Raw genomic sequence first — 21436 nt, forward strand, 5'->3', positions numbered from 1 at the left:
CAAGAGCGATTATGGTGATGGATCACTTATTGAAGAGGGTGAGATGCGCTAACGATCTCAGGAAGCCTTATATAGTCGTTTGGCGGCACTTTCCAAAGCTAACGATTCTGAGAAACGCTATTTCAGTGAAATAAGCCCATTTTCGCCCCAAAAGCATTGTTTTGTACCAAATAAGCTCTGCTGGATTCGTTAGAATTTCAGCAGAGCTGAAATGAGCCAAATAGCGTTTCCTGAGATCGTTAGAATGTTAAGGGAGTATCCGTTCGTTCCATTCATATCGCTAAAATGTTGGAGATCATTTGGACCTATGTCAAGAAAGTAGACACTACGCTGCGGGTTTGTCAGTAAATTTCATTGCAAAACGACCGCTACAATGAATAATGAGTATGCTTCTGCCCTACTCAATCGTATACGTCGTTACAAACGATGGACGCGGGAACATGGTTGGCTTCTGCGCCGTCAGGCCTTCACTTGTGCTGCGGTTGCGGTGAGCATGGTTGTAGGCTTGCGACTGCTGCCAGCCCTTGAAATGTTCCTCCGATTGCCAGAGCGTAAGCACGACATAAGTATCATCCTTGAGCGGGCGGAGCACTCGAATGCCGACGAATCCAGGCTCGTCTTCCACTTTACGGGCACGGTTCTTGAAACGTTCCTCAAAATCAGGCCGTCCATCTTCCGTAACCGGGATGTTGTTCAGCACAGCGAATCCGCCGCCTGTCCATGATCCTGCGGCATCGAATGCCTCATAAGCAGCCACTTGCTTATCTGACTCGATGTTCGGCAGGCGATCCGCCAATTCAATTGCAAGACGGACCTGATCTTCTGCGCCTTTCAACGTCAAATGTGGATACGCAGCAAGGGCATCGGGCAATGGGGATGGAACCAAATAAATGTACATAGAAAATATGCCTCCTTATTATAGTCGTATCAGATCGGACCATAGAATAAATGAATGTCTGGTTGGAATTTGCATCGATAAACATCCGTAACTTGAAGCCAGCCCTTCGATCAGATAGGCAAGTGTAACTTTCCAGTTCAACCCCAGTTCAGCGTATATCCCCAACATAGCATATGGGAACGGACGAGTCCAATTTTCCAAAAATCTGGTTAGGGCATACCGTTTCATGATAAAGTATATAGACTACAAGCAGAACGGGTGATCGTATGACAACAACAATTCGCATATCAGTTAGACCACTGGTGGAGTACGTGTACCGCAGCGGCAGTATACGTCCGGGGTTCCGCACTAACGCTTCAATGCAGGAGGGAACGCGGATTCACCAGCGGGTGCAGAAGGCATATGCCGAAGAGGATTTGAAGGAAATTGTACTGGAAGCCGAGCTTCGGCATGGAGAGCTGACTTATGTCATCGAAGGACGGTGTGACGGTCTGATTCGGCTGGAAGGCCAGCTGACGGTGGATGAGATTAAGTCGACCGCTGGCAATCTGGACGAGCTGGATGGCGGGCTTGAGGTACACTGGGCGCAGGCGATGATGTATGCGTATATGTATGCTGTTCAGCACGATGAGCCGCGCATGCAGGTGCAGCTGACGTATGTGCATTCGGTGACGGGCGAAGAGCGGCGGTTTCGACGTATGGCCGAGCGGAAGGAGCTGGAGCAGTTCGCTGCAGAGGTGATTGCCGGATATGCGCCATATGCGGAGATGATTGCCGCTTACGAAGCGGAGCGGGACGTTAGTGTGCGCGAGCTGCCGTTTCCTTTTCGCAAATACCGGGAGGGACAGCGCAAGCTGGCAGGGGCAGTGTACAAAACGATACGTGAAGGCCAGGGACTCATGGCCAAGGCACCCACAGGCATAGGCAAAACGATGTCCGTGCTTTTCCCTACGGTGAAAGCCATCGGTGAAGGTGAGGCCAGCCGTTTGTTTTATCTGACTGCGAGAACGACAACGAGAGTGGCGGCTGAGGAAGCCTTTGCCCGGATGCAGGCGGAAGGATTGAAAATGCATGTCATCAGTCTGACGGCGAAGGACAAAATTTGCTTCAAGGACGAGGAAGCCTGTGATACTGGCCAGTGCGGCATGTGTGAAGGGTATTATGACCGGATTAACGGCGCTGTGCTGGACATGCTGGAGCATGAGACCTTGATGACACGGCCCGTTATTGAGCAGTATGCACGTAAACATCGGGTGTGCCCGTTTGAGTTTTCACTTGATGCGGCTTATGCGGCGGATGCGGTAATCTGCGATTATAACTACATTTTCGATCCGCGTATATCGCTCAAACGTATGCTGGAGGAACAGAAGCGCAAGACCGTTCTGCTGGTGGATGAGGCGCATAATCTGGTGGACCGCGGGCGGATGATGTTCTCCGCAGAGCTGGAAAAGGCTGTTTTTCTCGATGTTAAAAGAGAATTCCAGACGCTGGGCAGCCATGTGCCTGCCGCCAAAGCGATTGTGGATTATACGGGAGCGATTGACAAGTATCTGATCACGCTTCGCAAGAACGGCGGGGAAGAAGGCAAGATCATTCAGCAGGAGGCGCCGGAGGAGCTGATTGAACGGCTGGAGCCGTTTATTCTGGTAGCCGAGCAGTGCCTGGTTGAAGGTGGGTCAGGCAATGCCGAGACGGATCAGCTGCTGCTGGATGCCTATTTTACGGCACAAAATTTTGTGCGCATTGCCAAGCTGTATGACGAGCGTTTCATTACGTATGCAGAGTGTGTGCGCAGCGAGGTACGGGTGAAGCTGTTTTGTCTGGACCCGTCCCAGCAGCTGCGTCAAACGGCGAAGGGATTTCGCTCGACCATTCATTTCTCGGCTACTTTGTCACCGCTTCGTTATTACCGGGATATGCTGGGGGCAGAGGAGGAGGATTACACGCTGCAGATTCCATCCCCGTTCAATAAGGAACAGCTGGATGTGCGGCTAATGCCGCTGTCCGTGCGTTACAAAGACCGGGAGCGCACTAAACGTCCGATTGCCGAAATGTTAAAGCAGCTTGTTTCTGAATGGCCGCACAGCAATTTACTGGTGTTTTTCCCTTCCTATCCGTACATGCGGGAGGTGTATGAAGCATATGCACAGCTTCCGGATGCACGTGATGCGGATACGGTTATGCAGGAGCAGGGGATGAATGAGCAGGAGCGTGAGCAGTTTTTGGCGGCGTTTCAGCCGCATCCCGAGCGTACACGTCTTGTTTTTGCTGTTATGGGCGGTGTGTTCTCGGAGGGCGTTGATCTGCCGGGAGACCGTCTGAACGGTGTTGTCGTTGTCGGTGCGGGACTGCCGCAGATCGGTCTGGAGAACAACGTGCTGCGGGATTATTTTGACAAGTCGGGACGCAATGGTTTTAATTACGCTTATGTGTTTCCGGGTATGAATAAGGTGTTACAAGCTGGAGGCAGGCTCATTCGAACCGAAGAGGACAAGGGTGTGCTGGTGCTGGTCGATGACCGGTTTACACAGGAGCCTTATCGTTCTTTGCTGCCTGAAGAATGGCTGGATTATAAGCGAATTTGACATTGTTGAATGATCAAAAGGCGTGACGTTAGTTCACCCGTTTTGCTGATTTTTCATATTTAATGAAATAATTTTGTGAATTTTCTCAATATTCTTTCATTTTCATGATTGAAACATGGGGTAAACGGGTTATAACTTGGTTAGCACGAACGAACAACGGCGATCCCCTATCCGTTTCGCGGTCCGCTTCGAATGCAAATCAAGGAGGTCGGTTTGTCATGAAGAAAAATCATACCATGATGCAGTTTTTTGAATGGCATTTGGCAGCAGACGGCAATCATTGGAAGCGACTGGCTGAGATGGCCCCGGAACTGAAAGCAAAAGGCATAGACTCGGTATGGGTACCCCCTGTTACCAAAGCCGTGTCGGCAGACGATACCGGTTATGGTGTGTATGATCTGTACGATCTGGGCGAATTTGATCAAAAGGGTACGGTACGCACCAAGTATGGCACCAAGCAAGAGCTGGTGGAGGCCATTGCCGAGTGTCAGAAGAGCGGTATTACCGTTTATGTGGATTTGGTTATGAATCACAAGGCTGGAGCAGATGAGAAGGAAGTATTCAAGGTGATTGAGGTTGATCCTCATGACCGTACGAAGGAGATTTCTGAACCGTTTGAGATTGAAGGCTGGACCAAATTCACTTTTCCCGGACGCGGCGACCAGTACTCCTCCTTCAAATGGACGTCCGAACACTTCAACGGTACTGATTTTGATGCCAAAGAAGAACGGACGGGTGTCTTCCGCATCGCCGGAGAGAACAAAATGTGGAATGAGAATGTCGATGATGAGTTTGGGAACTATGACTATTTGATGTTTGCCAATATAGATTACAACCACCCCGATGTGAGGCGTGAGATGATCGAGTGGGGCAAATGGCTGATCGATACGCTGCAGTGCGGCGGTTTTCGACTGGATGCGATCAAACATATCAACCATGAGTTTATCAAGGAATTTGCTGCGGAGATGATCCGTAAACGCGGGCAGGATTTCTACATCGTAGGAGAGTTCTGGAACTCGAACCTGGACGCCTGTCGTACGTTTCTGGACACCGTGGACTACCAGATTGACCTGTTTGACGTATCGCTTCACTATAAATTTCATGAGGCTTCCCTGGCGGGGCGCAATTTCGATCTTTCCAAAATATTTGAGGATACCCTCGTTCAGACACATCCGACCCATGCGGTAACCTTCGTGGACAACCATGATTCACAGCCGCATGAGGCGCTGGAATCCTGGGTTGGCGATTGGTTCAAGCCGAGTGCGTATGCGCTGACACTGCTGCGTCGCGATGGATACCCGGTTGTCTTTTACGGTGATTATTACGGGATTGGCGGACCAGAGCCGGTGGAGGGCAAAAAAGAAATTTTGGACATTCTGTTGTCAGCCCGCTGCAACAAGGCTTACGGAGAGCAGGAGGATTACTTCGATCATGCCAACACGATCGGCTGGGTGCGCCGGGGCGTAGAAGAGATTGAAGGCTCCGGCTGTGCCGTTGTGATCTCCAATGGAGATGACGGTGAGAAGAGAATGTTTGTCGGAGAGCATCGGGCCGGGGAAGTGTGGGTCGATCTGACGCATAGCTGCGAAAATGAAATTACGATCGAGGCCGATGGCTGGGCTACCTTCCACGTATGTGGCGGAGGTGTCTCCGTCTGGGCGCTGCCAGAGCAGCATGACGATTGTGGCACCAGTGCGGGTAATTAGTGCTGATTAGTGTTGATTTTTAAATAAGGAACCACCTGAAGCTGAATAGTCTCCTCATTCGCGCAATGCTTTTTGACGTGAGGATGCTGTTCGTACAGACGCGCTGCCGTGCGCTGATTCGGGTGGTTTGTTGTTTTTTAACGCTTCGATGTAATTCGATGTAGCTTTCTTCAGGGAGATTTCAAGCAATTGGTTTATTTTTCCGAAACCTCTCTTTCCTCTCTTTTAACGGGTGTCCACTTTTTATTCTAGTTCCATATTTTGCGAAAATTCGGTCAAAACCGCCTCATTTACCCCATTTTCACCTAAATAGCGTTTCTGGGGATCGTTAGCGCAGAGAGGAGATGGACGGATAAAAGCGTACCATTTTGCACTGCGTGCAGTTCCCAGCACGCAGTGCCCTGCTTCATGACGATGGTGGTCAGCCACTCTATTCATTAACCGCCATCGCCACCTATTTTCACAATCTTCTAGCCAAGTGCTCGCAGCAAACTCTCGGGTTACTTCTACTTCCTACTCCCTACTCCACCAGTTTGAAGGACTCCAGTGTGCCAGCCATGCGCAGATCATCAGGGTGCTCGCGGTTGAAAGCGGCCCGCTTCTCTGCATCGGCATATTCATCATGGTAGTGCATTAGCACCGTTTTCTTCCTGACATCAGCGGAGAGCTGCTCCAGATCCTTCAGAGAAGTATGGGATTTGATTACCAGATCATGCATGTGACATTCATGGAATATGAGCTGTACATCTGGCGCAATCTGCTCCACCAACTCACGATCGAGAGTGCTGTCTGCACTGTAGTAAAAATAAGGCTTTGCCATCAGCCCGTTGCTGATCATGCCGGGAACATGCTGCGTGCGAAATGTCTCGAATGTTACCCCTCCCAGCTCAAAGCTCCCTCCATCCGGCAGCGGCACAACATCATAATAATGGCTCATCGTGCGCTCCCCATCTGTTGTATATCGCATGCCTGGAGAAAGGATGCTCCACAGCGGGTCGACCAGTTCCTCATGAATGAACAGGCGTGGTTTGCGATCTCCTACAATCTGTGCATAATAACCAAGCATCTGTACTCCGTTAATATGATCCTCATGCAGATGAGTAATAAACACATTATGAATGCCAGTCATGGCAAATCCATATTCTTTAAGTGCTTTGGCATTGGATTCCGGGAAATCGATCACCAGATGAGTGTCTCCGAATTCGGCAAGCATACTGTTGTGGTGCTGCTCTACGCTGAACATGTCCCCTGTACCAAGAAAAGTGAGTTTCATCTTTGTTCATCTCCTTGCTTGAGCGAGTGTAAGATCGGTATATAGTCAATCCTGGATATTTATATCCATCTCGATCTTCATATCGGTATCATTTGCGTTAAAATCAGTATACCGTGTTCTCCGGCATATGCCTAAATCAACCTTTTTTGAGAACGCTATCATTTTATATTGAACTTTGCGCGCAAACGGTGTAGCGTAAAGATGGGAAGTGCACTTATATGAACGTAAACTCACCTAAAGGGAGCGTGCAAGGCGAATGAAATCTTTTCTGGATGAACAGTTCTTGCTTCACAATGAAACGGCAGTCAGGCTGTATGAGGAATACGCCAAAGACATGCCGATTATGGATTATCACTGCCACCTCAGTCCTCAGGAAATTTACGAAAACAAAACATTTGGCAATCTGACGGAGGCCTGGCTATACGGCGACCATTACAAATGGCGTCTGATGCGAGCTAACGGGATTGAAGAAAAATATGTAACAGGCGGCGAAGGGGTGACAGATTACGATCGCTTCCTCGCTTATGCCAAAACGGTGCCAATGATGATCGGCAACCCGCTGTACGCCTGGTCTCATCTGGAATTACAGCGTTATTTCGATGTTCACGATATCTTAAATGAGACAAGCGCTCCCGCGATCTGGGAAAAGGTAAATGCGAAGCTGACCGGTGAAGGCTTCGGTGCACGTGATCTGATCACCAAATCCAATGTCACGGTTGTATGCACCACCGATGATCCAACAGATTCTCTGGAATATCACCTGAAGATTCAGGAGATTGAAGATTTTGATACCGCAGTCCTGCCGTCATTCCGTCCGGATAAAGGCCTGGAATTGAACCGGGACACCTTTATCGAATGGGTGGCGAAGCTTTCGCAGGTAGCGGACACTGAGATTACAGACTATGACTCGTTCCTGGCAGCGCTGGAATCCCGTGTTGAATTTTTCCACTCCGTCGGCGGGCGTGTATCTGACCACGCACTGGATTATGTACCGTACGCAGCAGCCACTCGTGAGGAAGCAGCTGCAGCTTTTGCCAAAGCACTTGCCGGAGAGAAGGTTTCCCGTGCGGAAGAGGACGGGTATAAAACCGTAACGCTGACGTTCCTTGGCAAGCTCTATGCAGAGCGCGGATGGGTGATGCAGTTCCACATCAATGCAGCACGTAACAACAATACCAAAATGTTTAAACAGCTCGGTCCTGACACGGGTTATGATGCTGTAAATGATACACCGTTATCCGCGGCGGTCATCGGCTTGCTTGATACGCTGGAGCAGCAGGATGCTTTGCCGAAAACGATCCTCTACTCCCTCAACCCAAGGGATAATGAAGTGCTGGCAGCAATCATTGGCAGCTTCCAGGGCGGGGGAACTCCGGGCAAAATTCAGCTCGGTGCGGCATGGTGGTTCAATGATACGAAGGATGGCATGCTCGCTCAGATGAAAGCACTGGCAAATGTAGGGCTGCTCAGCCGTTTTGTCGGCATGTTAACCGACTCCAGAAGCTTCCTCTCGTATACGAGACATGAATACTTCCGCCGCTTGCTTTGCAATCTGATCGGTGAATGGGCGGAACAAGGCGAAGCACCGCAGGATATGGAGCTGCTTGGTCAGATTGTACAGGGAATTGCATACAACAATGCGAAGGCTTATTTCCCGTTTCATGCTGTGCCGGAGAAGGTCTCTGTCTCCAAATAACATCGTGTTTCATTGATCTGTATGACATGTCATTCATTCTAGATCCATATGATGATGAATAGGCTCTCAATTTCTCCGCGTGGTACAACCAAGTGGAGGGAATTGAGGGCTTTTTGATTTGCCTGAACTGGTCTTAACTGGTCTGAACAGGCCATGGAAATATGGATGCATTTGTCACACATGAAATGATTGACATAACCATAAGCTGAACATATACTTAGTATACCTAATTAATTGATTGGCTATTAAATTGGAATACTATTAAATATGTGACCTATTTAATAGACAGACTATGATTATTCTGACGGACGTTCTGTTCCGGCAAGAACTGAAAAGGAGGAAGATGTGATGACAAGCATAGATCCGGTGGCCCAGAAGCTTTTATACTCCATCATGCAGTTTAACAAAGGCAAATGGAGACAGCATAAGCCGCACGGGCGCAACCATAATGAGATTATGGTGCTGGCCTGTCTGCTTCATGGCTCACATCCGGGTGAGCGTATGGATTGGCGCGATAATCCACCTGATTTCGAGAGCCACTTGAATCAGGAGCATCCGGGGCTGAAAGTCTCGGAAATCAGCGCATTGCTGCGCGTGAAATCACCAACCATTACCCCGGTTATTCGCGGTCTGGAGGATGAAGGTCTGGTGGAGCGTACAATGGACCCGGAGGATCGGCGGGCTGTACGGATTACGATTACAGATGCGGGCCGTGCCATCATTCGGGCTGCACATGACGAACGTATGGCAACCTTCAATCGACTGGTGGAGCATCTGGGTGAAGAGGACAGCTTGCAGCTGGCTGAACTGCTCAGCAAGGTGTACACCTTCTTTGATACACAGGTTACCCATTCGAGTGAAGCAGATGAACATGCAAGCAAAGCATCCAAACAAGGAAATGACGCATCTGAACAAGGAGATGATACACCATGATGAAACTGTTTCGCATGCTCAAGCCATATCGAACCCCGATTATTTTCATTTTGGGCCTTATCTTTCTGCAAACGATGGCTGAGCTGTATTTGCCTACCTTAATGGCAGATATCGTGAATTTCGGTATCGTCAAAGGCGATGTGTCCTATATCTGGAAAATTGGCGGTTTCATGCTGCTGATCGCTATTGGCGGAACGACATGTTCTATTATCGCGAGTTATCTGTCCTCACGCACAGCGGGCGGATTCGCCAAGCAGCTGCGCAGCAGAGTGTTCCGGCATGTGGAGAATTTCTCTCTGCAGGAGTTCGACAAGCTGGGCACGGCTTCTCTGATTACTCGCACAACCAACGATATTACACAGGTACAGAACGTATTAACGATGATGCTGCGCATGATGATTATGGCTCCGATGATGTGTATCGGGGGGATCTTCATGGCGGTATCTCAGGATGCAAAGCTGTCCACCATCTTCCTGGTTGTTCTGCCTGTACTGGCCGGAGCGATCGCATTGATCGGTTCCAAAGGCTTTCCATTGTTCAAGCAAATTCAGAAAAAGCTGGATCGGCTTAACCTGGTGCTGCGTGAGCAGCTGACAGGTATTCGGGTTGTGCGTTCCTTTAATCGCGGCGAGCATGAACGTGTTCGTTTCAATGAGGCCAATACCGAACTTAGAGATGCATCGATCAAGGTCAACGTCCTCATGGCTACGGTTATGCCTGTAATGATGCTGGTTATGAACTTTTCCATGATTGCCATCTTGTACTTTGGTGGCCTGCGGATTGATGGTGGTCATATGAACATTGGTGCTCTGATTGCCTTTGTGCAATATGCGATGCAGATCATGTTCTCTCTGATTATGGTGTCCATGATCTTTGTCATGATTCCAAGAGCGTCAGCTTCGGCGGAACGTATTAATGAAGTGCTGGATATGCAGCCAGACCTGTCCGATCCTGTACAGCCTTCCACCATGAAGTCCATGCAGGGAACCATTGAGTTCGATCATGTCACTTTCCGTTACCCGGGTGCAGAGAATGCGGCACTTTCCGATATTTCCTTCACGGCTCGTTCAGGTGAAACGACAGCTATTATTGGTGGTACGGGTTCAGGTAAAACCACCTTGCTCAGCCTCATTCCGCGTTTCTATGATGTAACGGAAGGCACGGTTCGTGTCAATGGAACGGATGTACGCGAGCTTCGGCAGGAGGAGCTGCGATCCAAGATCGGGTTCGTGCCGCAAAAGGCGGTCCTGTTCACGGGCACAATTGCAGAGAACATTCGTCATGGCAAAGATGATGCGAGTATGGATGAAGTCATTCATGCAGCGCGCACAGCACAGGCCGAGAACTTCATCTCCGAAATGAAGGACGGGTATGACAGCCTGATTGCACAAGGCGGAAATAACGTGTCTGGTGGACAAAAGCAACGTTTGTCCATTGCACGAGCACTGGTCCGTCGTCCAGACATTTATATTTTTGATGACAGCTTCTCGGCCCTGGACTTCAAAACCGATGCCAAACTTCGCGCTGCGCTCAAGTCGGAAACGACAGAAGCGGCTGTACTGATCGTAGCCCAGCGGGTAAGCACGGTAATGGATGCAGACCGTATCCTCGTGATGGATGAAGGCCAAATTGTCGGTTCAGGAACACATAAAGAGCTGCTGGAGAACAATGAAGTGTATCGCGAGATTGTATCCTCCCAGCTGACTGAGGAGGAGATCGCATGAGTGAACGTACAGCAGAACGCAAAGCACCAAGTGCTCCGCGCGGACCGGGTCATCCCGGCGGTGGTATGGGCATGCGCCCTCCGGCTGAAAAAGCCAAAGACTTCAAGGGTACACTGCGCCGCCTGGTTCAGTATCTCCGGCCGCACAGCTCTCGTTTGATTGGAGTCTTGGTTGCTGCCATTTTAAGTACAGTATTCGGCATTATTAGCCCGAAAGTTATGGCTGAGGGTACAGATATTCTTGCTAAAGGCGCTATTGCAATTATGCAGGGTGTGCAGGGAGCCGGGATTGATTTTCCAGCCCTGATGAGAGTGTTGTACCTGCTGCTTGGATTGTACCTGTTTAGTGCTGCTTTCGCGTATGTTCAGCAATACCTGATGGCTGGTGTAGCTCAGCGAGTCGTTTATGATATGCGTGAGCAGATCAGTGCCAAGGTGGGCCGTTTGCCGCTGAAATATTTTGACTCCCGTACACACGGGGAGACGCTAAGCCGGGCAACAAATGACGTCGATAATATCAGCAACACGCTGCAGCAAAGCTTGGCTCAGTTTATTACGTCCGTGGTGACCATTGTTGGTGTCATCATTATGATGCTGACCATCAGTCCGTGGATGACGCTGATTACACTTCTGACGCTGCCGCTTAGTGTCATTGTGGTGATGCTGGTAGCTTCCCGTTCCCAGAAGCATTTTGCGGGACAGCAGAAATCACTTGGTGAACTGAACGGTCATGTAGAAGAGATGTACACCGGCCATAAGGTTGTCAAAGCCTTTGGACGTGAGGAGCAGTCGGTTCAGCAGTTCGAGAAGGTGAATGAAGAGCTGTATGCATCCGGCTGGAAAGCGCAGTTTATTTCCGGGATTATTATGCCTTTGATGAATTTTGTCGGGAACCTAGGGTACGTGCTGATCTGTGTAGTCGGAGGGATTTTTGTTACAAGGGGCTCTATCTCCATCGGGGACATTCTGGCCTTTACACAATATTCGCGCCAATTTACTCAGCCGATCAACCAGATTGCCAACATCTCCAACATTATTCAGTCGACCATTGCTTCGGCAGAGCGGGTGTTCGAACTGCTGGATGAAGAAGAAGAGGTTCCAGAATCAAAACAACCTTCAACGCTGCGTCACCCGGCAGGAGCTGTCGCTTTTGAAGGGGTGGATTTTGGTTACAAAGAAAATGAACTGCTCATTCAGAACATGAATATCCATGTGAATCCAGGGCAGACCGTGGCCATTGTCGGGCCAACTGGAGCAGGGAAAACCACACTGATCAATCTGCTGATGCGTTTCTATGAGCTCCAGAACGGACGAATTACAATTGATGGGATCGACATCAAAGAGATGTCTCGTGGCAGCTTGCGCAGTATGTTCGGTATGGTGCTACAGGATACATGGCTGTTTAACGGTACAATTCGGGACAACATTGCCTATGGACGGGAAGGTGCAACCGAAGAGGACGTGGTCAAGGCCGCTGTCGCTGCCCATGCAGACCATTTCATTCGCACGCTGCCTGACGGATACGATACGGTGCTGAATGAAGAGGCATCGAACATCTCTCAAGGTCAGAAGCAGCTTCTTACGATTGCGAGAGCGATTCTGGCGAATCCGTCCATCCTTATTCTGGATGAGGCAACCAGCAGTGTGGATACCCGGACCGAGGTGTTTATCCAGAAAGCGATGAATGAACTGATGAAGAACCGTACAAGTTTTGTTATTGCTCACCGTTTATCCACCATCCGGGGTGCTGATCTGATTCTGGTCATGGATCATGGTAACGTGATTGAACAGGGTAACCATGAGGAACTGATGGCGAAGCAGGGCTTCTATGCCGACCTGTACAACAGTCAATTCTCGGAGCAGCAGCCGCAGGCAATCTAGAATGCTCGGGATATGTAACAGATCGAGAACATGACGGCTTTTCGAAAAATAGAACCTGCACCATGGTTGCCACAGCGCACCACAAGTGTAAGGAACCTCAAAACAAAGGGACGAGGCAGTTATTTCTGCTGCCTCGTCCCTTTTGTTTTTATACCGCTGCGCGCGCACTTTGTTTGCTGCCGTAAATAAGCTTGAAGCTCACACAGAGTGAACCTCAGTCTGTTGCATGGATGATCGCCATATAGCAGCTTTAAGGTTTTACATGCGCGTTTGTGTCCAGCTTTTCCTCATCTTCAGAACTATGGCGACTGCCTTCCTTCAGTGATACGGACAAAGGTTCACCTGGCAGCCCTTCACGCTGTTCAATCATCCGTTTAACTACTTCGAAACAGTCGTCAATGTGCTTGTTGCCCACATAACGCATGGCGGTGAAGCTGAGTGCCGCGGCGAGGCCTTGTCCTGCAAACGGTACAAACTTGGCGACGGATTTGGTCGCTACGCGTACCCCTACCCGCTTGAGCACTTGAACAACCAGCTCCTTCGTGACCATACGTCCGATGACCTTGCTTCCGATCGACATCACAAAACCGTATATCATGGACTTGGTTTCAGGGTCCATGCCATCGAGCTGTTTTTGCGATAATCCGAATTTATCATTGATGGCAGGCAACAGCTGCATCAGCATCCCCACATCAGCCAGTACATCTGTACCGGGAAGGGGAACTAGGGTTGACCCGGCTGAAGCGGCAGCTCTTTTGTGAACCATCGTACGGCATTCCTTGCGTACCTGCTCTAATTGTTCCAATGTTTGTGGAATCATAGGGAATTCCTCCATTCGTATAATGTACATATAACCAATTGAAGGTGAATTGAATGGGTTGCTCCCGCGAAGTTCAAGTCTGTATTCCATAGGTTGCGGAGTAACCTTTTTTATCATGCATACATCAAGCCTGAATAGCATACAGCTATCTGGTATTACGTATGGAAAACACAAAGGATGCATAATGCGTCTTGTCTTCTGTTCTTCTGTTTTTCGGAGCTTGTTCATGTATTGCACATCATGTTCTGAGCTTTGGATTTGTTTAATATTTTAACCTTTTTGGGTAAATGGAGACAAGCATTGGAATGGAGGCAGAGGGGCATGGAATGGAATAAAGCCTTGTTAATTCATCATCAGCATGCCGGGAAAGCGAATCGGGAGAATACCGTAGGTCTGGCAGCGGGGGTGCTTGCTCCAGCTGTGCACGAAATGGTTGTCGTGCGGACGGATGAGCCTGGTGAGGGAGAGCAGCTGTGCCGGGAACGCGGAGAAGAGTTCGATGTGGTATTCATTCTGGGCGGCGATGGCACGGTGCATGAGTGTGTAAACGGGCTGGCCTCCCTCCAGCAACCTCCACCCATCGGTGTATTGCCGGGCGGAACATGTAATGATTTTGCACGATCACTCGGCATTTCGCCAGACGTGGAGACAGCAGCTCAGGAGCTTCTATCAGGACGGATGATCACGGTTGATGTGGGAAAAGCGAATGACCGGGTGTTCACGAACTTTTTCGGAATCGGGCTGATTAGTGAGACATCACAAAATATTAACGAGAATCTGAAGGGTGCGCTGGGGAAAGTCAGCTACTTCATAAGTACGGTGCAAACCATCAGCCGCTCGGAGCCATTTCATTATGAGCTAGAGGTGGACGGGGAACGTGCCGAAGGCGAGGCTGTGATGATCTACGCAGCCAATGGCCGTTTTCTGGGCACCAATGCACTGCCTTTTGCAGCGGATGCTTTACAGGACGGCCAGCTCGATGTGCTCATTATCCATGAGACAGGCATTCCGCTGCTGCGTGAGGTGCTTTCACATAAACCTGAGGGGGCATGGCAGCCCCGTAACGAGAGCATTTCCTATTTCAAGGCGTCTACGCTAACAATAAAAACAGATGCACCAATGCCCGCCGATACGGATGGCGAATTGTACATGCAAACACCCGCCGAGCTGTCTGTGCTGGCGGGCCATCTGCGTTTCCTTACCGGGACGGGGGAATGACCTCCCCTGTTTTTTGCAAGAACGCTGTTTGGGGTTTTGTTCACAACCCGAACTATAGGAGGGCATTCGCTTTCACATATCTCTGCCGGAACTCGTCTTCAAGCATGCTCATCAGAATCGCATCGTGATACTCATGATTGTAATACAAAACGTCCCGCTTCACGCCTTCCTGCTGAAATCCCAATTTCTCATACGTGCGAATGGCGCGCTCGTTAAAAGTAAAGACTTCCAGTTCGATCCGGTGCAGATTGGCGATACCGAATCCATAATCAAGCATCAGCAGCATCGCTTCACTACCGTAGCCTTTGCCTTGATGGGCGGGTTGATCAATGGCAATGCGGATATGAGCACTGCGGTTTTTATCATGGATATCCATCAGTACAACTTCACCGATAATTTCGTGTGTTGCCTGTAATGCAATGAGCAGCATCAGCCTGGAGTCATCCTGCGCTGCACTTTCTACATAACGTTCAACCTGGGCACGGGTAAAGCTGCCCTGGGTTCCTGTGAGTCTTCGCATCTCGGTATCAAACAGACTTGGGTAGTAAGCATCGACATCGGTTAATTCAAATGGGCGCAGGTAAATACGCTCGGTTTGCATTAATTTGGCGGTACGATTCGTAGGTGTAGGTTGTGACATATGTCATCCTCCTGTCATATTTTCAAGCAAGCACAAGCGAAGTGTGATGCATCGTGATCATGGCATGTTGTTTCGTTTGTATGCTGTTCTGTTATACTGCTGCTGACCAAAGTATATCCCAATCCTGTATACTTCCAAATATACAGATTTCACAAAATGAACAGGACAGATGGAGTGAGGCAGATATGATACAGTTACCCAAGCTGGATGAGCACGACAGCAGACCTGTTTTTGTTCAGCTTTCGGATCATATGAAACAGGAGATATTGTGCGGGGCACTGGCAGCACACAGCCGCCTGCCTTCCGTGCGTAAATTGGCTGAGTTGTTGGGCATTAGCACTACGCCTGTTGAGTGGGCGTACCAGCAGTTAATTGCGGAAGGGTACGTCTACAGCGAGCCGCGCAAAGGTTATCGTGTACGTGCTGTGGTTGAAGGTTATCACGATATATTGCTGGGCAAATCATCAGTGCCGGCCAACGCCCCAGCCGTGTCATCATCGGATACGCAGCGTTTACGTCCCGCGAGCCATGTTCACTACGATTTTCATATGTCGCACAATGATTTCACTCTGTTTCCTTATGCGAAATGGCAGCAGTACGCCAATCGGGTCTGGCGTGAAGAATCTCACAGCTTGTTATTCTACGGAGATCCACAGGGCGAATGGGGATTACGGTCGGAGATAGCGGACTATCTGGGGCAGTTCCGGGGAGTGAGATGCACACCGGAGCAGGTTGTCATCGGTGCGGAACAGCATCTGCTGATGTCACTGCTCACACAGACGATGCTCCAGAAGGGTGGACAACGCTCAATCGCTGTGGAGAACCCCGGTTATCGCTTGTTGCCCGGAACATTTCGGAATTATGGATATGAGGTAATCCCGATCTCATTGGACAGCGAAGGCATCAACCTGAATGAGCTTGCTGGAGCAGACGTGTCGGTGGCTGGTGTATCACCGTCACATCAGTTTCCTATGGGCATGACGATGCCGATCAGTCGCAGACTGGCTTTGCTGGACTGGGCGGAACGTGTTGGGGCGTATCTGATCGAGGATGATTATGACGGGGAATTCAGATATTCCGGCCGTCCCATTCCTTCGATGCAGGGATTGCGAGAGAACACCCCAGTCATCTATATGGGAGGATTCTCTCAGGTGCTTGCACCAGCCTTTTGCGTACACTATATGGTGTTACCGAAAGAACTCCTGCCTTATTTTGCCGAGGTATATAGAACGGTTCTATTCGAACAGTCGGCTTCACGTCACCATCAGCGGACTCTGGAATTGTTCATGCGGGAGGGGGAGCTTGGTATACATATTCGTAAAATGCGCAGTCTGTATAAACGGAAGCGTGACTTGATCGTACAGGCCATTCAGCTGCATTTCGGAGATCAGCTCGGAATGCAGCTTCAGGGTGAACATGCCGGATTTCATCTGGTACTGCGGTTAATAAGTGCAATCCCGGCGAAGGACATGGTGAAGATGGCTCTAAATGCGGGTATACGCGTGGCTTCAACAGAATACTTGTGGGCAAACGAAAGCACCCCCGCTGATGGCAAACGGGAGTTCATGATTGGCTTTGCTGGCATAACACCTGAGAACATTGAGCCAGGCATTGCCGCGCTGGCCCGAATATGGAGGACATAAAGCGCGGCTAAGTATGGTCCAGATGTCCACACAGAAGGGCAGAAGTCATACGGCCGCTGCTCGTCTATTTAATTTTGGCTTGGTTGGTTAACCGCGCCCTTCAAAAAGAGTCCCACTAACTCCTGCGCGAGCTCTGCGATGGTTTCATGCATGCTGCGCACATCCTCGCGGTTAGCCAGCATCAGCAGGGAGGTAAAAGCTTGAGCGAGCAGCAAAGTATTGCTCTGACGCAGATAACCGCTATCCATCTCCCGCTGAAAATGTGTGGCGAGTACATCGAAAATGCGATTTTCTGCTTCACGGATTTGGGCAAGCTGCTCGGGATTCAGATACGCATCGGCTTCACGCATCATCGTTTCCATATCGACATGTGAATGCTGCATCTTGGCTACAGCCACGCTGACGAGTCGCTCGTGCAATGTGCCTGATTCCTCTAAACGCAGTGCCGTCTGCTCCATCCCCATCGCCATCATGCGGGTAATTGCTACAGTGAACAGCTCGGGCTTGCTGGAAAAATGATAATAGATCGATGCTTTGGTTACCTTGCATAACGAAGCAATCTGCTGTAGAGAAACGGCCTCATACCCGTATTCCATAAACAGCCGAGATGCAGTTAATAGGATGCTGGAGTAAGCAGATGTCTGATCTGTTCCCGCTTTGGGTCTGCCCGGGGCGCGCGCTGTGCTTGTATCTTTTGCTGGTTTTTTGCTCATGAACACCGACCTCATTTTTGGATAAAATAAGCTGCATCATAATATACATAAAATTAGGGATTGCAAAATTAACCTTCCGGTATATATAATTAACTCAATTATAGTATGACCCATGGTTCATTTCTATACCATGACAATAATTAAGACTGTTTTGATCGAATGATTGCTTGTATAAGTTGGTCTTTCGTTCAACTTATATGGATTCAAACAAAACTAGGGAGATGAATAGACCATGCAGGAAGGTTCAGGTTATGGCCGCTTTGTAGCGGGCAAACGAAGTAAATGGATCACATTGCTCGTATGGATTATGATTGCGGTTGTGCTTGGTATGGTGTGGCCAGCAGTAGGTGACCGCGAGACGAATAATGCACAGGACCTGGGTGATTCGAAACCATCCGTTCAGGCCGCTGCACTGGCGAAAAAAGAATTCCCTGGCGGTGAGGGGCTGCCAGCACTCATCGTCTGGCGTAACCCTGCGGGCCTTACAGATGATCAGATACAACAGATTCAGGCGTTAACCGAGCGCCTGGACCAGGACCCGGTGGAGCAGCAGCAGTCTGTTGTGCCACTGTATCAGCTGCCACCGCAAGCGCTCAAGGGGCAGCTTTCGGAGGACGGCAGCACGATCGTCATGCCGCTGTTCTTCAATAAGGATGCCGATTCCGAACAGCTGAAGGCAGGCATCGAAGGGCTGGAGGAAAAAACAAAAGCCATCTTCGGCATGAATCCGTTTGATACGGCTATAGACAATCAAGACAAGCTGATCGCCCGTGTAACGGGCCCTGTGGGGATATCCATTGATGCAAGCGGATTGTTCTCCTCCGCGGATGTGTCTTTGCTGATTGCAACCGTCGTGCTTGTGCTTGTCCTGCTGCTCTTGATCTATCGCTCACCGGTACTGGCGATTATTCCGATCATTGCGGTTGGCTTCGCCTATATGGTCACCAGTCCGATTCTCGGATTCATGGCAGATCAAGGCTGGATCACGGTCGATGCACAGTCCATCTCGATTATGACCGTATTGCTCTTCGGAGCCGGAACAGATTACTGTCTGTTCATGATCTCCAGATACCGTCAAATTCTGTATCATGAGCCGGACAAAAAGAAAGCTATTTTCCAGGCAATCACCGGTTCATCCGGCGCGATTGCAATGAGTGGATTGACGGTTGTTGCCGCTTTACTGGTGCTGCTGCTGGCTGAGTATGGGGCATATCACCGTTTTGCTGTACCGTTCAGTTTGTCCATCTTCATTATGTTTATTGCGAGTTTGACACTCGTTCCGGCATTGCTTGCGATCTTTGGACGGGGTTCATTCTATCCATTTGTTCCACGTACTCACGAGATGCAAGTAGAACGGGCGAAGAAAAAAGGTAAACCAGCGCCCGCCCCACGCAAAGTCCGTGAAAGCTGGATCGGACGGATTGTTACAACCAAACCGTGGACAGTGTTGGCGATTACGGTTGTGCTGCTTGGCGGACTGGCTGCTTTTTCAACCCAAGTGAAATTTACGTACGACTTGTTATCTTCCTTCCCGGAAAATGTACCTTCCCGCGAAGGCTTCAAGGTTATTGGTGAGCAGTTCTCCCAAGGCGAACTGGCCCCGGTTAAAGTGATTGTAGATGCTGGCGGCAAAGAGACTGATCTGAAAGATCGTCTTGAATCACTTGATTATATTAGCAAGGTAAGCGATGCGCAGCAGGGCGCGGTGAATGCCAATATTACAGCATATGATGTGGAATTCAATCTGAATCCGTACTCGATGGAAGCGATGCAGCATATTCCCGATCTGCGGGCTACGGCAGAAGGTGCATTGAAGGATGCTGGAGTATCTGATGCAGACAATCAGGTCTGGATTGACGGGCAGACCGCTGAGCAATATGACATTGAAGTTGCGGGCGAGCGGGATGCCAAAATTATTATCCCGGTGGTCATTGGCCTGATCACCTTGCTGCTGCTGCTCTACCTTCGCTCCGTAGTAGCTACCGCATACCTGATTGCGACCGTTGTACTTTCGTATTTTTCCGCACTCGGTCTGGGTTGGATTATCATCCACTACGGGCTCGGCGCAGAGGCAATTCAGGGTGCAATACCGCTGTACTCCTTCGTCTTCCTTGTGGCACTGGGCGAGGATTATAACATCTTTATGATCTCAAGCATCTGGCAGAAGCGCAAAACGATGCCGCTTCGTCAGGCGATCAGGGAAGGTGTTGGCGAGACGGGCTCGGTTATTACCTCGGCAGGTCTGATTCTGGCTGGTACATTCGCCGTGCTGGCGACCCTGCCGATTCAGGTGCTGGTACAGTTCGGCATCATCACTGCTGTAGGTGTGCTGCTGGATACGTTCCTGGTTCGTCCGTTTATGGTGCCGGCAATTACAGCGCTGCTTGGCAAATGGGCTTTCTGGCCAGGCAAGTATATGCCGGTTGCGGAGCATCAAGAAAGAAAACAAACCCGATCCCTGTAATACAGGAGAGGGGTGGATGGACGGCGGGGCTTCATGCCCGTGGTCCATCTTTCTTTTTTCCAGTGGAAGAGGCTTGGGGATGGATGTTTGAGATGGAATGGGTTAGCTGGTAAAAAATGCGCAGAAACGCCGTGGTGACGGTATTCTTTGGGTGCGTAAGGTTTACTCGACCGGGGGTTATAGGACATAATAGAGGAAGCGTCGGCTACGGGCAGACGGACAAGTTCACATCAATGGGGTAACCAGAGGAAGGATGAAAGCAAGCATGACGAACAAACTGAATGTGTATTTCAATCATGACGGCGGTGTGGATGATCTCGTATCGCTGTTTATGCTTTTGCAGATGGACAATGTACATGTAACCGGTGTATCGGTCATTCCGGCAGACGGGTATTTGGAGCCGGCGACAGATGCGAGCCGTAAAATTATCGACCGTTTCGGAACGTATTCCGTTGAAGTATCCAAATCCAATTCCAGAGGCAAAAATCCGTTCCCGCCAGCGTGGAGACTGCACTCGTTCTATGTAGATGCACTGCCTGTTCTGAATGAATCCGGCAAAATGGAAGCGCCGCTATCGGCAATTCCAGCACATCAGCATCTGATCGAGAAAGTGCGCAATACGGAAGGCAAAACACTGCTGTTGTTCACCGGCCCGCTGACGGACCTCGCGCGTGCGCTGGACGAAGCACCCGACATCGAAGAGAAAATCGACAAGCTGGTGTGGATGGGCGGTACGTTCGAGCGTGGTAACGTCGAAGAACCGGAGCATGACGGTACAGCGGAATGGAACGTATTCTGGGACCCGGAAGCGGCATATCGCGTGTGGCAGAGCGGCATCCAGATTGATCTGGTTGCCCTGGAGAGCACGAACAAAGTGCCTCTTACACCCGCTGTTCGTAACCGCTGGGCAGCAGAGCGCCGCTTCGAAGGTGTAGATTTCCTGGGGAACTGTTATGCAGGTTGTCCGCCGCTCGTGTACAGTGAAACCAACTCCACGTATTATCTGTGGGATGTGCTGACTACGGCTTCCGTAGGCCGCGAGGACATCGTGAAGAAAAAAACCGTGAACTGCATCGTCATTCCAGATGGCCCAAGCCAAGGCCGCACGGTGGAGCAGGCAGACGGTCGTCCGGTGCAATTGGTCTATGATACTGACCCGGAAGCATTCTTCACTTATATGACGGATTTGGGCAAAAAAGCTGCTCCGCAGCGCTACTAATGATCGGCAGCCGCAGCTGGCCTT

16 protein-coding genes are annotated in these 21436 nt (G+C 50.0%); 10 read left to right on the top strand and 6 right to left on the bottom strand.

Annotated elements, in window-relative coordinates; translation table 11 throughout:
• Positions 1-397 precede the first annotated feature (397 nt).
• Entirely contained in the window at positions 398-898 is a 501-nt protein-coding gene (locus HNR77_RS30580; RefSeq protein WP_184181063.1) for an antibiotic biosynthesis monooxygenase family protein, read from the bottom strand.
• Positions 899-1164: 266 nt separating this feature from the next.
• On the opposite strand from HNR77_RS30580, the gene HNR77_RS04310 reads away from it, so the two are divergent.
• Together HNR77_RS04310 and HNR77_RS04315 are read left to right on the top strand one after the other, a co-directional pair.
• Positions 1165-3483: a helicase C-terminal domain-containing protein gene (locus HNR77_RS04310; protein WP_184181065.1), complete on the top strand. Its 2319-nt coding sequence runs from the start codon at positions 1165-1167 to the stop codon at positions 3481-3483.
• 218 nt (positions 3484-3701) lie between these two features.
• Positions 3702-5189 carry an alpha-amylase gene (locus HNR77_RS04315; protein WP_184181067.1) on the top strand — a complete coding sequence of 496 codons (1488 nt, stop codon included), beginning with the start codon at positions 3702-3704 and terminating at the stop codon, positions 5187-5189.
• 243 nt (positions 5190-5432) lie between these two features.
• Here HNR77_RS04315 and HNR77_RS04320 read toward each other — a convergent pair whose 3' ends face one another.
• Together HNR77_RS04320 and HNR77_RS04325 are read right to left on the bottom strand one after the other, a co-directional pair.
• Positions 5433-5627 carry a hypothetical protein gene (locus HNR77_RS04320; protein ID WP_184181069.1) on the bottom strand — a complete coding sequence of 65 codons (195 nt, stop codon included), beginning with the start codon at positions 5625-5627 and terminating at the stop codon, positions 5433-5435.
• An 82-nt stretch (positions 5628-5709) separates the two neighbouring features.
• A complete protein-coding gene (locus HNR77_RS04325; RefSeq protein ID WP_184181071.1) occupies positions 5710-6462 on the bottom strand; it encodes an MBL fold metallo-hydrolase in 753 nt (250 codons plus the stop codon).
• Positions 6463-6718: 256 nt separating this feature from the next.
• On the opposite strand from HNR77_RS04325, the gene uxaC reads away from it, so the two are divergent.
• The 4 genes from uxaC to HNR77_RS04345 all read left to right on the top strand — a co-directional run bounded on the left by uxaC (position 6719) and on the right by HNR77_RS04345 (position 12695).
• Complete coding sequence (gene uxaC / locus HNR77_RS04330) at positions 6719-8158, top strand: glucuronate isomerase (protein ID WP_184181073.1); 1440 nt, start codon at positions 6719-6721, stop codon at positions 8156-8158.
• A gap of 348 nt (positions 8159-8506) precedes the next feature.
• A complete protein-coding gene (locus tag HNR77_RS04335; protein ID WP_184181075.1) occupies positions 8507-9091 on the top strand; it encodes a MarR family winged helix-turn-helix transcriptional regulator in 585 nt (194 codons plus the stop codon).
• Positions 9088-10815, top strand: a complete 1728-nt coding sequence (locus tag HNR77_RS04340; RefSeq protein WP_184181077.1) for an ABC transporter ATP-binding protein — start codon at positions 9088-9090, stop codon at positions 10813-10815. Before HNR77_RS04335 ends, HNR77_RS04340 begins: the two co-directional genes overlap by 4 nt.
• On the top strand, positions 10812-12695 hold the full coding sequence (locus HNR77_RS04345) for an ABC transporter ATP-binding protein (protein ID WP_311768569.1): 1884 nt from the start codon (positions 10812-10814) through the stop codon (positions 12693-12695). Before HNR77_RS04340 ends, HNR77_RS04345 begins: the two co-directional genes overlap by 4 nt.
• 250 nt (positions 12696-12945) lie before the next feature.
• On the opposite strand, the gene HNR77_RS04350 is transcribed toward HNR77_RS04345, so the two are convergent.
• Positions 12946-13515 (bottom strand): hypothetical protein, encoded by a 570-nt coding sequence (locus HNR77_RS04350; RefSeq protein ID WP_221443683.1) that lies wholly within the window; start codon positions 13513-13515, stop codon positions 12946-12948.
• Between the two features lie 321 nt (positions 13516-13836).
• On the opposite strand from HNR77_RS04350, the gene HNR77_RS04355 reads away from it, so the two are divergent.
• Positions 13837-14733 (top strand): diacylglycerol/lipid kinase family protein, encoded by an 897-nt coding sequence (locus tag HNR77_RS04355; protein ID WP_184181079.1) that lies wholly within the window; start codon positions 13837-13839, stop codon positions 14731-14733.
• 52 nt (positions 14734-14785) lie between these two features.
• Here the strand turns inward: HNR77_RS04355 and HNR77_RS04360 are convergent, their stop codons facing one another.
• Positions 14786-15373: a GNAT family N-acetyltransferase gene (locus HNR77_RS04360; protein WP_184181081.1), complete on the bottom strand. Its 588-nt coding sequence runs from the start codon at positions 15371-15373 to the stop codon at positions 14786-14788.
• Positions 15374-15558: 185 nt separating this feature from the next.
• Between HNR77_RS04360 and pdxR the strand changes: the two genes are divergently transcribed.
• Positions 15559-17016 (top strand): MocR-like pyridoxine biosynthesis transcription factor PdxR, encoded by a 1458-nt coding sequence (gene pdxR, locus HNR77_RS04365; protein ID WP_184181084.1) that lies wholly within the window; start codon positions 15559-15561, stop codon positions 17014-17016.
• 68 nt (positions 17017-17084) lie between these two features.
• On the opposite strand, the gene HNR77_RS04370 is transcribed toward pdxR, so the two are convergent.
• Positions 17085-17729 carry a TetR/AcrR family transcriptional regulator gene (locus HNR77_RS04370; RefSeq protein WP_184181085.1) on the bottom strand — a complete coding sequence of 215 codons (645 nt, stop codon included), beginning with the start codon at positions 17727-17729 and terminating at the stop codon, positions 17085-17087.
• Positions 17730-17961: 232 nt separating this feature from the next.
• Between HNR77_RS04370 and HNR77_RS04375 the strand changes: the two genes are divergently transcribed.
• Positions 17962-20193: an MMPL family transporter gene (locus HNR77_RS04375; protein ID WP_184181087.1), complete on the top strand. Its 2232-nt coding sequence runs from the start codon at positions 17962-17964 to the stop codon at positions 20191-20193.
• A gap of 265 nt (positions 20194-20458) precedes the next feature.
• Positions 20459-21412, top strand: a complete 954-nt coding sequence (locus tag HNR77_RS04380; protein WP_110895788.1) for a nucleoside hydrolase — start codon at positions 20459-20461, stop codon at positions 21410-21412.
• The last annotated feature ends 24 nt before the right edge of the window (positions 21413-21436 follow it).

This window comes from Paenibacillus sp. JGP012 (genome assembly GCF_014203995.1).
Taxonomy (GTDB): domain Bacteria; phylum Bacillota; class Bacilli; order Paenibacillales; family Paenibacillaceae; genus Paenibacillus; species Paenibacillus silvae.